General features: G+C 55.6%; 11 protein-coding genes. 6 read left to right on the top strand and 5 right to left on the bottom strand.

The window, feature by feature from the left end; all coding sequences use genetic code 11:
• Nucleotides 1–25: 25 nt before the first annotated feature.
• Nucleotides 26–913 (bottom strand): sugar phosphate isomerase/epimerase family protein, encoded by an 888-nt coding sequence (locus Pla52o_RS20135; RefSeq protein ID WP_146596432.1) that lies wholly within the window; start codon nucleotides 911–913, stop codon nucleotides 26–28.
• Nucleotides 914–988: 75 nt separating this feature from the next.
• On the bottom strand, nucleotides 989–2,014 hold the full coding sequence (locus Pla52o_RS20130) for a zinc-binding dehydrogenase (protein WP_146596601.1): 1,026 nt from the start codon (nucleotides 2,012–2,014) through the stop codon (nucleotides 989–991).
• 457 nt (nucleotides 2,015–2,471) lie between these two features.
• Here Pla52o_RS20130 and Pla52o_RS20125 point away from each other — a divergent pair, with 457 nt between their 5' ends.
• The 6 genes from Pla52o_RS20125 (at nucleotide 2,472) to Pla52o_RS20100 (ending at nucleotide 10,648) form a co-directional block, all read left to right on the top strand.
• Nucleotides 2,472–3,458, top strand: a complete 987-nt coding sequence (locus tag Pla52o_RS20125; protein WP_146596431.1) for a hypothetical protein — start codon at nucleotides 2,472–2,474, stop codon at nucleotides 3,456–3,458.
• A 637-nt stretch (nucleotides 3,459–4,095) separates the two neighbouring features.
• Nucleotides 4,096–4,794, top strand: coding sequence for a hypothetical protein (locus tag Pla52o_RS20120; protein ID WP_146596430.1), 699 nt, complete (start codon nucleotides 4,096–4,098; stop codon nucleotides 4,792–4,794).
• A 485-nt stretch (nucleotides 4,795–5,279) separates the two neighbouring features.
• Nucleotides 5,280–6,215, top strand: coding sequence for an aldo/keto reductase family protein (locus tag Pla52o_RS20115; protein WP_146596429.1), 936 nt, complete (start codon nucleotides 5,280–5,282; stop codon nucleotides 6,213–6,215).
• A gap of 472 nt (nucleotides 6,216–6,687) precedes the next feature.
• Nucleotides 6,688–7,662 (top strand): DUF1559 family PulG-like putative transporter, encoded by a 975-nt coding sequence (locus Pla52o_RS20110; RefSeq protein WP_146596428.1) that lies wholly within the window; start codon nucleotides 6,688–6,690, stop codon nucleotides 7,660–7,662.
• A gap of 152 nt (nucleotides 7,663–7,814) precedes the next feature.
• Nucleotides 7,815–8,312, top strand: coding sequence for a carboxypeptidase regulatory-like domain-containing protein (locus Pla52o_RS20105; RefSeq protein ID WP_146596427.1), 498 nt, complete (start codon nucleotides 7,815–7,817; stop codon nucleotides 8,310–8,312).
• Nucleotides 8,313–8,653: 341 nt separating this feature from the next.
• Nucleotides 8,654–10,648: a LamG-like jellyroll fold domain-containing protein gene (locus Pla52o_RS20100; RefSeq protein WP_231612498.1), complete on the top strand. Its 1,995-nt coding sequence runs from the start codon at nucleotides 8,654–8,656 to the stop codon at nucleotides 10,646–10,648.
• Nucleotides 10,649–11,175: 527 nt separating this feature from the next.
• Here Pla52o_RS20100 and Pla52o_RS20095 read toward each other — a convergent pair.
• The 3 genes from Pla52o_RS20095 to Pla52o_RS20085 form a co-directional block, all read right to left on the bottom strand.
• On the bottom strand, nucleotides 11,176–11,658 hold the full coding sequence (locus tag Pla52o_RS20095) for a DUF3293 domain-containing protein (protein WP_197169385.1): 483 nt from the start codon (nucleotides 11,656–11,658) through the stop codon (nucleotides 11,176–11,178).
• A 104-nt stretch (nucleotides 11,659–11,762) separates the two neighbouring features.
• On the bottom strand, nucleotides 11,763–12,983 hold the full coding sequence (locus tag Pla52o_RS20090; protein ID WP_146596425.1) for a threonine/serine exporter family protein: 1,221 nt from the start codon (nucleotides 12,981–12,983) through the stop codon (nucleotides 11,763–11,765).
• 3 nt (nucleotides 12,984–12,986) lie between these two features.
• Complete coding sequence (locus tag Pla52o_RS20085; protein WP_231612497.1) at nucleotides 12,987–15,212, bottom strand: amino acid permease; 2,226 nt, start codon at nucleotides 15,210–15,212, stop codon at nucleotides 12,987–12,989.
• Nucleotides 15,213–15,445: the final 233 nt, after the last annotated feature.

Below are 15,445 nucleotides of genomic sequence, written 5' to 3'. Positions count from 1 at the left end.
AGTTGCGTGACGAACGCGAGTTGCGTTAAGTGGGCCAATACTGGGCGATCTTTCGTTTCAGAAACTCGACGCTGCGGGCGAGTTGGTCCATGCCGTCGACGCCGTCTTCGATACTGATCCAACCATCGAAGCCGACTCGTTTCAGTTCACTAAAGATCGCATCGTAGTCATTCAACCCTTGACCGATTTCGCCATGACTGAGCCGCTTCGCATAACCGGTCGCCCCCCCTTCTTCGCGGCGCAAGTCCTCCAGCGTGCCTTCCTTCAAATAGCGATCACTGGCATGCATCGTGACAACGTGATCGGAAACGCGGCGGAGCAGCTCGAGCGGGTCCTCTCCAGCGAGATACGTGTTGCTGGGGTCGTAATTGACGCCAAAGTGAGAGTGGTCGATGCGGTCGACGAGTTGACAGAAGACATCCATCTTTTGTGCAAACTCAGGGTACTCCCAAAAATCATCCTTGTAATGATTCTCGATGATCAACGTGATGCCGCGTTGCTCGGCGAATGGCAAACAAGCTTCGATCGAATCGGCCGCATACTTGACCCCTTCGTCAATCGTCAGCTGAGGTCGCCGTTGGCCGCTGAGCACACGGCAATACGACCCGCCGAGCGCGTGGGTCATCTCGATCCAGCGTTTCTGTTTAACGATCTCTTGCTCCCGAAACGCCGCATCGGGGTGGGTAAAGTCGGGTGAGCAACACATCATCGGAATCACCTTGCCATGGTCTTCGACCTGCTTGCGAAACCGTGGCCAATTTGCTTCGTCGGCCATCTCTAGAAAACCGGCGTACCACTCGAGTCCTTGGATATCAAGTTTCACGGCGAGTTCAATCCACTGTGACACCGTCATCGTGCCGTCTTTACAGAGGGCCTGCATGAACGCTTTGGGAAAGGCAGCAAGTTTTGGCATGGTCGATCCGATTGATCGCCCCGCGATTCCGCTCGCGGGACTAGGGTGAAGTCAACGTGATGATGGAACGAAGGGTTAAACGGGTTTCAGCACCGATTTGACGACCTCGCCGCGGTGCATTTTCTCAAACGCTTCGTGCCACTGGGTGATCGGCCACACGCCGCCGATGATCGGTTTGACGTCCAATTGGCCACTGGTCAGCAGCGCGATCACGCGTTCCCAGATCGGCCAATTGTGGCTGAAACTGCCTTGTAGTCGCACGTTCTTTTGCACCAACGGGTCGAGATTAAAGCCGAGAGGTTGCGGGCCCCAACCGACCTTGGAAATCCAACCCGCCGGGCGAACCAAGTCCATCGCGATCTGCAGCGTGATACTGGCCCCGGCTGCGTCGATCACTCCGTCGCACCCGAGTCCATCTCGCTGGAGCGCCCACGGCTTGGCGTCACCGATGATCGCTTCGCAACCATATTGTTTAGCGATCTCTAAGCGGTGGCGATCCGACTCGAGTCCTACCAGTGCGACCTCGGCGCCACACAGTCGCGCCATCGCCGCGCACAGGATCCCAATCGTACCGGGGCCAAGCACGACGATGCGGTCGCCTGGTTCGATGTGAGCGTTTTTGACCACGGCGTTATAGGCGACACAACAGGGTTCGGTCAGACAGGCATGTTCAAACGGCAACGCATCGGGCACCGCATGCAGAATCCGCGCCGGCACGCTGACATATTTCGTCATCGCACCGTTCACCCCATAACCAAACCCTTTGCGAGTGGGATCGAGGTTGTAGAGTCCACGGCGTGACATGGGATTTTGCGGGTCTATGATCGCGGCGGTCTCGCTGACGACGCGGTCGCCTTCGGCCCAACCCTGGACATTCGCGCCCAACTCAACCAGATGACCGCCAAATTCGTGCCCCAGCACCACTGGATAGTTAACCGGCCAAGAATGATCCGCGGTCCATTGATGCAAATCGCTACCACAGACACCGACGTTGGCAACCTCCAACAGCACGTCATCGGGCCCGATCACCGGACGATCAATCTCACGGATCTCGACGCACCCCTTCTCGGGAGCAAAGTTCACAACCGCAGCAGATTTCATCATTTTCACTTTTCGCATCCAAGTAATGTGGTCCAGCCCTCAGCCCTCGAAGTCGCCTCATGGGACGTTCGGCATTCATGTCGAGCATTGTAACCGATGTTGAACGCCCAGAACTGGGGCAAAAACGTAGCGGCAGACTCGGTGCCCCGCGTGCCGATCCCTCTGTGCTGGGCGAGGGGGATGGGCGAGGGGCTGAATAAGGAAGCGAAGCAAGGATGGGTGTGGTATCAAGATTCGCGATCGGGGCTATGTTAAAAGGGAGGCGCCGCCCGTCGCGTTGATTTCGCCGTAAACCTCGAACTGGGCTTCCGCTTCTTGGAGTCCCGTCCCCTTGGAATCAGTGCCTCTTTCATTTTGATGTGGCTACCGTCGCCCGACGTTGGACCACATTCTTGCGAACGCAGCTACGGTATGCTTCCCACTTCATTTTTCAAAATGTTCTAGAAAAGAAAATGGAATGATTGTTCCTGAATTTTGGGCGGAGTCACGTATTCAGAAACGTGATTCCGAACGCCAAATCACGGTGCGGCGATTTGGCTGGTCCAACACCAGTGTTGAAGAGGCTCAGCGACACGCGGACGATCGCGTCCGAGATGCGTTGGATCGAATTGTTCGCGGTGAAACATTACCGCGTCGGGAATTGAAAGTACGCTACAACGGAGCCGATGGACTTCCCATTCGCGAGGAGGTGATTGAACGTTTTGGCGAACACGTCGTCAGCCGAAACTCGTACGGCGCGAGGTGCTTGAACACGCCCGATGTCTTCTTTGCCGATGTCGATTTCCAAGCGACCGAACCCGATTCCTGCACGACATTCTTGATCAGCATGGGCTTTTCCATTTTGGTCGCGATCGCAGTTGGCTTGCAACTCGAGAGTCTCGCAAAGGGAATTTTAGTGTTGCCGATCGCTGCCACGGCGATCCATCTCTTGCTGCACTGGATTCACAGAATCTCGATCACGCTCAGGGGCGGACACGAGCCGATTGCGTTGCGACGATTCGATCACTTCACCCGCACCCATCCCGAATGGCATCTGCGGATCTATCGAACGCCCAATGGATTTCGAGTTTTGGCGATGCACGCCACCTTTGATCCCCGGTCTTCCCAAGTTGACGCGGCCTTCAAGTCGCTCGGTGTCGATCGTACTTATGCGGTCATGTGTCAGAAGCAAAACTGTTTTCGCGCTCGGCTCACCGCAAAGCCTTGGCGAATCGGTATCGTTGACCACTTAAAGCCGCGACCGGGCGTGTGGCCAATCAAACAAACGCAGATTCCCGTCCGCCACGCTTGGGTCGAAAAATATGAAGCCACCGCGGCAAACTACGCAGCCTGTCGTTTTGTCAAAGCGATTGGGGCCATTCATCGCGTCTCGCGACAAGTGACAGGCGTTTGTGAATTCCATGACCGCGTCTGCCGGGCAAACGACGACATCGAGCTTGCCTAAATGCCTAGGCAGAAGTCTGTCTACAAAATTAGCCGCATTCTCAAAAATGACGTGGGATTCAAACCGTAGCTGCGTTCGCCAGAACGCGGTCCACCGTCGGGCGACACGATGTACATCAAAATTAAAAATGCTCTCGCCGCATGGCGTTAGCCCAATGCCATCTACTTTGGCGCCACAAGATCCGTGGCAAGCAACCCAGCGGAGTCTCTCCGGGCCGAAGGCCCAGCAATTTGCCCAGCCTAGTCCAACGGGCCAGGTCTTCGATGCACACGAACCTAAGGGCCAACGGCCCGGCCGATTGCTAGGCGCCGGCGATGGATGCGAACTATCGACCGGGCCGTTGGCCCTTCAATTCATTGGTTTTCTCGGCCCCAGCCCGTTGGGCTGGGCTAGGCAAACTTCCGGGGCTTTGCCCCTAAATACAAAAGCGCAACGTCAAAACTTACGCGTCGGGTTAGGAAATATCCGCGCCTAGCCGTGGTTCCCCGCCGAGCGATCTCGGTCCCCTTGGCTGCCGATGGGCTCTCCTTTTTTGCTTCATTTCTAGCTTCCTCTACTTAAAAACCATTGGCACACCGCACCGCAGAGGGGTAACATCAGTGGCAAGAAACCAGGCACTTCCACGGAGAGCAACCAGATGAGTGAACCTCAAAACTCGGCCCCCGTCGCTGAAATCGGTTTGATTGAAGATGCCTTGCCCGATGCAATTTTTACGCGCCTCGCCTACGCCGTTCGTGCACTGGGCTATGAGCGGATGAAGGGTAACGGTAGCTACACGACGACATTCTGGTTCCCGCGAGATGCGGAACCCACCAACGTCGCCGAAGAAGCGGTTGTGGCACTCTTAGAACAGGTGGACCCTGGTCCACAATGCATTGGCATGGAATGGTGGCTAGGACGGTTGGGTTATGGCAAAGAATTGCGATTGCACTTTGACCAAGATCTGGCTCTGAAGAAAAAAACCGATCAATCCATTCATCCGATTCTCTCCAGCGTTCTTTATCTGAATTCGTTTCCATCGAGTCCCACCCTGATTCTCGATCAAGTCCTGGCACCCGATGGCAAGTCAATGATTCCCGAAAAAGCGGAATTCGGAAAATCAGTGGACGCCGTGCCCAATCACTATGTCGTTTTCCCCGGAACGCTGCGCCATGGTGTCATCCCCAACCCGAAGGCGGAACAGGAAGCGGAGGAATTGCGATTGACGTTATTAGTCAACTATTGGCAACGCCGCCCCTTGCCTCCCATCTGTACCGAGTATGACGGCACGATCTACGCGACATTGAAGGACGTCGCGAACGAGCGGGTGAAAGAGTCCGGCGTCAATCGCATCTAGGGCTTAAACAAGCGAGAATCTTGGAGAAGAAGGACGATGAGCCTGCGGATTCACGCCACGTTGACACGGATGCATCTCAACGCAACTGACGATTTCAGTTGAATGACGATATCCCGTTTCTCGGATCGAAACGGTCGCATGGCTTTGCCTTCTTTTGTTTCTTAATCGTAATCCTAATCTCAATCTTAACCTTAATCTTCTTCGGTTGGTTACGGTCCAGCGGGGCTTGCGCAGACGGGAATAAGAGTACGATTAAGATTAGGAGTGCCTTGTTTAGGGTCGAGATGCATTTTGAAAAATGACGTGGCCAGCATACCGCATGCTACGTTCGCCAGAACGTGGTCCACCGCGACCGCGACGGTAGCTACATCAAAATTAAAATGCGTCTAAGCCGAAGGTCGATCCCCCGCAGTTCGGAATGGACCTTTGCGGCCGCGGGACCGGTGCATCTTTTGCTTTACACAAGCGGAGGCAATGGTTTGTAAATGCGATTTCGACAACTCGGTAACAGCGACCTTCACGTCTCGGAGATTGCACTTGGATCGTGGCTGACGTATGGCGTCTCAGTCGATCGCGAAGCAACGCGTGACTGTGTCCAGAGCGCCTTTGAGCTGGGAATCAACTTTTTTGACACCGCCAACATGTATGGCCGCGGCGCCGCAGAATCTTTGCTCGGAGAATTGCTGTCACCCTACAAGCGTGATCAGTACATCTTGGCGACGAAGGTCTATTTCCCCATGTCCGACACCGACCAGGGACTCTCACGCGCGCAGATACATAAGCAAATCGATGCGTCGCTGCAGCGATTGCGAACCGATTATGTTGACTTGTATCAATGCCATCGCTTCGATTACGACACGCCGCTCGAAGAGACGATGCGGGCGATGAGTGAGGTCGTCGATGCGGGCAAGGCGCGGTATATCGGGTTCAGCGAATGGTCGCCTCGACGGATCAAGTCCGCCAATGCCATCGAGCACGTGAAGCGTTTCGTTTCCAGCCAACCGCAGTACTCGATGCTGTACCGCAAGCCGGAACCCGAAGTCTTTCCGCTGTGCAAAAAACTTGGCATCGGCCAGATTGTGTGGTCTCCCTTGGCGCAAGGGGTTTTGACGGGAAAGTATACGCCGAACGAGCGTCCCCCGAGCAACTCGCGAGCCGCAGCGAGAGGGATCCGGCGATTCACCGAGGATCGCGTACTGGAGTCGGTCCAACGCCTTCGCCCCATCGCTGAGCGACTTTCGTTGTCGATGTCTCAGCTAGCGCTGGCCTGGGTGCTCAAGCAGGAATGTGTCAGCTCGGCCATCATCGGCGCCACGCATCCGCAGCAAATTCACCAGAACGTTGCCGCCGTCGGAGTCGAGCTCGACGATGCCACGCTGCGAGAGATCGATGACGTGCTCGACGCTGTCGTTCGTCGCTGATGACGACGCTGATGACGTCGCTGATGACGACGGGTTCCAACTTGAGCATCGCGAGCACGCTCGATCGACGCGGAAAGTGCCCCCCCACTGCGTTTTGAAGTTTGCGTTTTGCCGTCGCCCCTCCATTTCAGCGATGAGGCTCAGTCGGGCGTAAAAAACGCAAAATATCTTTGGCGTTTCGGCTCCCCCTCGATAGAAACCAACGGCCTGCTATCGGGCACAATTTCCACCTAGCATTCTGCTTAGCGTGGCCTGGAATCGCACTTGATTTTGCCCCCTTTTTCGCTGTCGGGGGGATCACCGATCGTTGCGACCAGCCACATCAATCCTTCACATTTCGTTGACGAAAACCTCATCGCGTTTCTCTATTCTCCCGCCGATCACTTCACTGTGATCGGAATCAGAAACCCAAAAGTTGCAACTCAGCAGCTGACTCGTTTTTATCGAAGTATCCCAATACGGAATCGAAAACATGCTGTGGAATCGAACCACCGCCAATCGCTCACCCCGTTCGCCCCGTTCGCCCCGCGGTGCATTCACTCTGGTCGAACTTTTGGTCGTGATCGCGATCATTGGTATCTTGGTTGGCTTGCTGCTTCCCGCCGTGCAATCCGCCCGCGAAGCAGCGCGACGAATGTCGTGCGGTAACAATCTAAAACAAATCGGTTTGGGGCTGCATACCTACCACGATACATTTCGCGTCTTCCCCTATGGCTGGGATACTCGTGGAATGACGTGGAGCGGTCATATTCTTCCTCAAATTGAACAAGCCAATCTGTATCAAACTCTGATTTTCCAAGAGAGTGGTCTTGGGAATTGGGGTGCCGATGGCTCTCCGAATCAAGCAGCGGTTAGTACTGTGATCGGTACCTATCGATGCCCAAGCATGGCGCTTCCCGAGCAGATGGACTTCAACGGGATCGCCGAGCGAGTTCCGGGAAGTTACCGAGGCAGCGCTGGAACCGAATCGAGTTCGGACGATGCGAGTACCGCCGCGGCTGGGACCAAGTCGCTTGAGCACCTCATCCAAGACGGCATTTTTTATGCCTGTAGCAAAACCAAGTTTCGCGACATCATCGACGGAACCTCCAACACGATCATGGTCGGCGAATCGTACACCGATCCTAATTTTGGCAAAGACGGCCAGGGGATGGATTACTGGTACATCGGTTCGCCTCAGACCGATCCGTGTCGCTGCGATGGCGGTACCGGCGGAACCGAGTTCTCGGAGGTCGTCGGCACGACGATCGCAAAGATCAACGCGATTCGCACCGCCCCGACGACCAGCGGCTACATGATGGAACTCTCCTTTGGTAGTTACCACATCGGCGGAGCTCATTTTTCAATGGGCGATGGTGCGGTTCGCTTCCTTTCCGATTCGATCGACATGCAAACTTACAACGCTCTGGGATCCAGAAACGGTGGCGAGGTCGTCAGCGAATTCTAATCACCATTCGCCCCTGCCCTGCGGTTGCATCACAAACACCCCCTCGGAACGCAGAGGCAATCGGCCTCTACGTCCAACGTCCCTACTGAGCACGTCCCTACTTAGCGTTTCCCAATTTAGCGTTTCCCTATCTAGCATTGCGAAATACAACCATGAAACCTCACCTACAAGCCACGGCGATCGTGACGACGTTGTGCATCGTGCTCGCCTTGTCCACTCTGGGGTGCAACAACGCGCTCCACGCGGACTACTCCAACATCGGATTAGTTCCCGTCTCGGGAACGGTCGCGATCGACGGAACGCCCATCGAAGGTGCCGTCGTCTTTTTTGAAGCAGATGACCGCACGTTTTCCTATGGTACCACCGATGAAACGGGTTACTACGAGTTGAAGTTCAATAGCCAAGTCAACGGGGTGACCAAAGGTCTAAAGACCGTTCGCATCAGCACCGTTGCCAGTACCGGAGAACGAGGCGACGAGGGAGACGATGGCGAGAGTGAGAGCGAGTCGAACGCTCCCAATGCCAAACCGACGGAGCGTTTTCCCGCGACCTATAACAAGCAATCCGAATTGAAAGTGAATGTGTCGAGCTCGCAAACGCAATTCGATTTTGACCTTCGCAGCGACGGCTCGACGAAGGCTTCCTTGTAACCCCGCAACGCGCGTTATCGCCCTGCCCTGCCCTGCCCTACTCCGAAGGCCAGCCTACTCCGAAGCCCATCCTGTTCCGAAGCACGGCCTACCTAAACGCACGGTCAAGGCGTTCCATTGGAATGCGGCCTCCGTGGGCAGCGGTGCCTTCGGAACATCCACCAGAACGCTGATTTTGCTCTCTCGCCAACATCCCCTCGGCGAGACCGTGACGGACGCACCAAGCCACTCCTGGGGAAACGCCGATGTACGACCTCGGTTTAAAGTATTATGGAACGGTTCATTGATGCCCCACCGTTCCCCTTTTCATTTCCTCCCCCTTCCCCCCACGACGATCCCCCATGTTCCGATTTTTTGTAAACAGCTCAGCTTGTGCTTTGATGTGCATGATCGTGGCGAGCACCTTTGCTCATGAAGGCCCTCACGGTCACGATCACAAACATGCCCACGACGACTCGCCTAAATTTTTCACCACGCGTGAAGCGGGACGCGTTTTGCCGCTCGCCAAAGAGGAGGATGTCTTCCACTTTGTCGTTTATGGTGACCGCACCGGTGGTGTTCCGGCAGGCTTGAAGGTGCTCGATCAAGCGGTTGCCGACACCAACTTGCTCGACCCCGATTTGGTCATGACCGTAGGCGATTTGATCCAAGGCTATAACGAAGCGCCTCAGTGGCTCGATCAGATGCAAGAGTACAAGGACATCATGAATCGGTTGAAGATGCAATGGTTTCCCGTTGCCGGCAATCATGACGTCTATTGGCGAGGCACCGGGAAAGCTCCCGAAGGTCATCATGAATTGAATTACGAAAAGCACTTCGGCCCACTGTGGTACACATTCCAGCACAAGCGAGCTGGCTTCATCGTGCTTTACAGCGACGAAGGAGACGACGCCACGAACCAGAAGGGGTTTAGTGAACCTCGTCTACAAAAGATGAGTCCTGAGCAACTTGATTTTCTGAAGCAGTCACTTGAAAAGCACAAAGGTCTGGAGCACGTCTTCGTTTTTCTGCATCACCCACGCTGGATCGGCCGAGGTTATGGCGAGGGCAATTGGGACGAAGTCCATGCGATGTTAAAGGATGCGGGCAATGTCAGCGCTGTGTTTGCGGGGCACATTCATCAAATGCGTTTTGATGGCCCCAAGGACGGCATTGCTTACTACACGCTGGCAACGACGGGCGGCCATTTGTCGGCTGACATTCCCGGGGCTGGATACTTGCATCATTTAAACGTCGTGACGGTGCGAAAAGAGAGCGTCACGGTGGCGGCGTTGCCCGTGGGATCGGTGATCGATCCTAAGGAGTTCACCCCTGAGTTTCTTGCCGATGTGAACAAGGCTCGAAGCATCCGGCCCGTCGAGGTTGACAATAGTTTGACGTTGCAAATGGATGGATCCGCTACGGGCGAACTTGTCTTCTCGCTGAGCAATACGTCGCAGCAACCCATCGATGCCACAGCATCGCTCGATCCCGTCAACCGCGACTGGGTTGCGACGCTTGATCATCAACACTTGACGATCCCGCCTGGTGAAACCAAGCAGCTCACGTTCGCGTTGCAACGCAGCGTCGACCTCGAAACCGAATTAACCAACCCACGCTTGCGATTGGATTTGCACTACGTCGGCAAATCGACACGAATCAACTTGCCTCCCAGCTCGACCCCGGTGGCGATGAAATTATCCGCCGTCCCGGCGGACTACTTCACTGGCAAAGAGAATCGATGCTTGGAAGTGACGGGAGAGCGTTCGACCGTCCGCATTGATTCCTCGGAATTGGCATTGCCCGATGGGCCGTTCACCTTGGAAGCATGGGTCAATCCAGCCCAAGTGGCTGGCCACCGCGGTTTGATCGCAAAAACACAGCGGAGCGAATTCGCCTTCTTTATGGACGAAGGGGTCCCTCAATTTGATGTTCACTTGGCTGACCGCTATCACAGCGCCAAGGCGACGGACGTCTTGCCAGTGGATCAATGGTCGCACTTGGCCGGCGTCTACGACGGATCGGCAGTGAAGTTGTATATCAACGGAACGTTGGTAGGCACCAAGAAAGCGACCGGGAAACGCACGACAAACAAGCTGCCATTGTTCATCGGAGCCGATCCCGATACTCAGGGGCAACCGACTCGAGCCTTCCTGGGCAAGATCGATGAAGTCCGAGTGACGAAGCAGGCGATTTACTCGTCCGACTTTAAACCGCTACGACGACTCGCTCCCGAGCCGGATACCGTATTGCTAATGCACCTCGATCGCCAATTTGGTCCCTTCGTGTTGGACCATAGCGGATCGGCTGCGAAGGGAACGCTCGGCGTGGACGCCCAGTTGGTTCCGGTGGAGTGAGCACGGCAAAGTCGGGCGGCCTCGACCGATGTCTTTACCCTCCCCCAACGAAGTTTGGGGAGGGTCGACGGGCGCAGCCTCGTCGGGGAGGCATGGTCCGCTTGTCTTTACCCACATCTTCCGTCGTGATAGCGACGAAAGATTTCCCCACGGCTTACGCCCTCTTTATCTAACACTTCCTTTTTTAGTCCAATCCCGCTAGGGATTTTAGCAATTAGCCGGTGGTTTGAGCGTAGCGAACACCACCGGAAAACCTAAACTAACCTCTGAATTGACCCTGAAGGGGTCACAGACAACTGGGCTACGACCCCTTCAGGGTCGAAATCGATTTCGCACTCTCGCTTTCCCCAGGGGGCGCTTCGTTTACCTACGGCTAAGGTCCTCAATCCCTATCGGGATCGGATCGAAAACCATTCGTCGTGAGATGTGCGGGATAAAGGAGGGCGTACAAGCCGTGGGCCAATCAATGTCGTGGCTATCGCGACTGAGGCAACGACGAGGGCAATCAACAGCGCACCGATCGTCGCTTAAGCCGAGTGGGGCGATGATGGGTTCGAGAGCACGATCAGCTCAGCTGCTTCTCCGATGTGACCGGCGACGATGGCGTTTTGGTCGTACGTTCGGGCTAAATCACAAGCGACAACCCGATCGATCCCAAGCACGAGAAAACTGGCCTCCGGCGGCCAAGCACCTGCCAGGTCGATTCCGCTGCCGCGCCAATACGTGTAACCACGCCGACCGAGATCATCCGCGAGTTGCCGGTTCATTGCACGATTTTGCTGCGGAGTGCTCCGCTGTGAAAATGGGTTGTAGGCGGTGATGTAAGCCCAGTCGTGAATCGCGTGTTGAGCCAGTGCGGAATCAAGCGTTGGATGCATTTGACCGATTCGGATCGCAACGTATTGCTCGGGCAATTCACACCAATAGACGGCTTGCTGATACGCTTCGACAAGCGTGCCCCAGCGCATCGGCTTGTGCGACGAAGCGGGGTCTTTAGGCAAATCGTCCATCGACATTGGGGCGTAGTACTCGGCGAGTGATGAAGTTCGAGAGCGGCTTTCCAGCTGCGATGATCGCCACAGGATCCGCCCCCAGGATTAGCACGCCAGCGACGTCACAGGACTCGTCGGGGCGGCACGACCGCGTTCGACATCAGCAATCCGCCCACCAAACACATGGCAATCATGATGGTATAGAAAGCAATCTCAATTCCCGCGATCGTTTCATGATCCAACATCGCAATCAGAGATCGGTAACCGAACGAACCGGGTACCAGGACGATCATGGCGGGAGTCATTGCGATCAATGCCGGACGACCTCTCATGCGAGCATACAGGTTGCTGCCACATCCCACCGCCAGCGCTGCCGAGAAGGATGCGACTTCGGCACCAAACTTGGGACCGACCGATCGGCTGACCAGAATCCCGAGCATTGAAACGGCGAAGATCACCGGCCATTGAGGCAAACGGGCTTGAAAGATGATTGCAAACGCGATCGGAGCGACCAGCAGGGCAATCCATTGCATCCAAGACTCCGGGGCAATGATCTTTTCAGGAATATCTCGCCACTCTTGTGCGAATTGCCAAGCGATCGCAGCTCCCAACAACAGCGTGAACAAGGTTACCACGGCGCCAGCCAAGCGGGCCACTCCCGCCGACAGATGGCCGACGGCGAGCTCCGTTAACGCGACCGTCAAGGTCAGTCCAGGGATCAACACAATCAGTCCCGCTAGGGTGACCAAACGGTCATCGATCGGCACAATAAAACGCGCATAGGCGAGGGACAAGATCGCGGCAACGAACCCGGCAGCAGGATGAATCAAGCTGGCTTCACGGCTGTAACGATCGGCGATCCGCTCGATCACGGCCGTCAGCATTCCAATCACCGCCGCCGCCAAAACCTCGGCCGGCGAGCCGCGAAACAGCGCGGCGATTGCACCACAACCGATCGCACATGCGATGGCGGAAACCCAAAACGGATACGTGGCTGAGGCCTGATCAATCTCACGCAATCGCGTCGCAGCGATCTTGAGCGTGATTTGCTTGCGTTCAAGTTTGGCCAAGATATCATCGGCCTGAAACAGCTTATCAACGTGCATCTCACGGGTTTCCACACGACGCACCACGGTGTTTTCAGCCTCTCCGTTCTTGATCGATATCACCAACGCCGTGGGAGTGTAAAGAAACACCGCTTCCACGCCCAAGGACGAAGCCACGTGCGACATCACGCGTTCGAGACGGTGCGATGGAGTTCCGTAGCGATGCAATAACATCGCAGCGTGAATCAAAAACGCATTGATGGTGGAATCTTCGTTGATCGTGGTTTGCTCGGTCATCACTTAGGACTCTAGCCTCATTCCTCCAGCACTTTGGACGAACGCGACTCGCGACATCCCGCCTGCTAACTTTTCGGTTCGATAGAAAAACGCTTCTTCATCGCCAGGATTCGGGGGCTGCATGCCCAGAAACACAAACGCGGCATTGCGGCTGGTCGTCTGGATCGCCAACTCGGAATCCTTCGAAACAACCACCTTCGTGACACCGGGAATTCGTGCCTCTTTGAGCAGTCCATCCAAGTGCTTTCGGACCTCTTCGATTCCCGCTTTGTTATCGACGACCCGTAGCAAACGCAGTTCCCGTCCTCGCCAATGCTCGTTTTGCAATAACAGATGAGCCAGCAAGACCATCAGTTCCCCGTTCGCACGACCTCGCCACCACACGTCCACGGTACCACTCGGGGGCTGCCAATCGTCGTCGGGATCGTCGGTGCGGCGCAACACCACCACACTCCTAGAGAGCCCTTTCAGATTCCGCAGCAAGCCGCCGAATGTCTTCATGCGGTCGACCGAAAGGGGACACCCAAGCAGCACCACGTTGGGCCGCAATCGCCCCAGCCCCTGGCATTGCACCAAGGCTTCCACCCCAGACACATAATCGCTGGCCACGACCACCGCAGGAAAGGCGTTCAAATCATGCTCGCCGATCATTGTGTGCAGCAGCCTTTCTTGTGAAATGCGGCGTTGGTGGCGGTCGTCCAACTCGCCGGGGATCACTTGACCCAGTGTCAAAACGCCTGTTTTTGACGTCAACCAGGAACCAAAGACCACGAGATGGGGACGGGAAAACCCAGTTCCGCTAAGCGCCAACACAAACGGTCGCCAATTTTTGGGGTGGTAAAGCTCACCTTCGAGTTTTAATAAATTTTTGCGTGTACGTTCAAACAACAAGCCGCTATTGACGTTTCCCCAATCCGCCGACAAATCGATCTTCGAAAGGTACCAATGCAGTGCCGCAAACAGAGCAATGGAAACAAACGCCCATCGCCAATCGATCAACAACATCACCACGCCGCAGCCGATCGCTCCGGCAAGCGAGGTTGTCCAGTGGCAAAATTTGAACTGGGGTCGATAGCTCGGATTTTTGGTAATCGATTCGTAGAACGTGGCCAGGTTCAATAACCCGTACGTGACTAAAAACGCCATCGTGATCAACGGCGCAATCGAATTGAGATCGGCCAGCAGGATGCCGGCTTGCGAAATCAGAAACGTCACCAAAATGGCACGTCGCGGTTCGGAATTGCTTCCCGAGCCCACGCCCAAGGGCTCCAGGGTGCGGAACAGGCGGTCGCGAGCCAGGGATTGCAGAATCCGCGGCGCTCCCATCATGCTGCCCAACGCTGATGAAATCGTGGCGGCAAAGACCCCCGCCGCAATCAACACCGGCATCAGGGCGATGTCCGAGAGGACAAGATTGTTCGTGATCAACGCTTCGCGGTCACGGCAACCTCCAATCAAAATCGCTTCGGATAAATAGATCAACCCGGTGACAAAGACCGCGGTCAAGGTTCCCAGCGGAATCGAGCGTGCCGGATTGCGCAAGTCGCCCGACATGTTGGCCCCTGCCATGATCCCGGTGACGGCCGGAAAAAACAAGGCAAACATCGTCCAAAACGTCTCTCCACCGGTGAAACCGGGACCTCGGTTGCGGGCCAAGGTTTCGAGGTCAAATGCATTCCAGGCGCCCGCGTAAAACGAAAGCAATGAAACCAACACTGACGCCAAAATTAGAAACTGGATCTTCAGCGTCCAACCGGCGCCGATCGCAACGCAGCCAAACACCGCCACGTTTGTCAGCGAGGCCACCAGCGTGGGTGAAATCCCCTCCGGTAAATAAGTGAGCAGCGCCTCGGTGAATCCAATCACATACATGGCGACCGACAACGCTTGGGCGGCGAAGAAGACGAGCCCGATCGCGCCCCCAAATTCCGCCCCCAAACTACGGCTGATCAGAAAGTAGGCACCGCCCCCTTCGACTTTGGTGTTGGTCGCAATCGCCGAGAGCGAAAGCGTCGTCAGGAGTGTGATCGCGTTGCTGAACAGAACGATCGCAATCGTCCCCACCACGCCCGCTTGGCCAACGACAAATCCAAAACGCAAAAACATGATCACGCCAAGGATCGTCAACACACACGGAGTGAATACCCCTGTGATCGTCCCGAAGCCATGTCCGCTGGCTTGTCCGCTCGCTTGTCTTGCTGCGAGACTGTGATTCGATACGGAACTCATCAAGGTTGCCATCTTGGCGAAAAGGTTGGGCTTGAACTTGCGAATGCCCAGCCAAGGTGAACGTCATTGGCTAAGCAAGGAGGCAGGAATGATTGGGTAAAATCCCATTAGCCGCTTGGGCGTTAGCCAAATGGCACTCATTTTCACATTCCAGGAACATTATGCTCCCAACCACATGTGATTGGCACTGAATTTGCGCGAGCGGTTTGGTTTTCTTTTGACTGCCAAAAAGA

Source organism: Novipirellula galeiformis, assembly GCF_007860095.1.
Lineage (GTDB): Bacteria > Planctomycetota > Planctomycetia > Pirellulales > Pirellulaceae > Novipirellula > Novipirellula galeiformis.
Note: the sequence above shows the minus strand (reverse complement) of the source record. Positions and strands in the feature narration are given on the sequence as shown.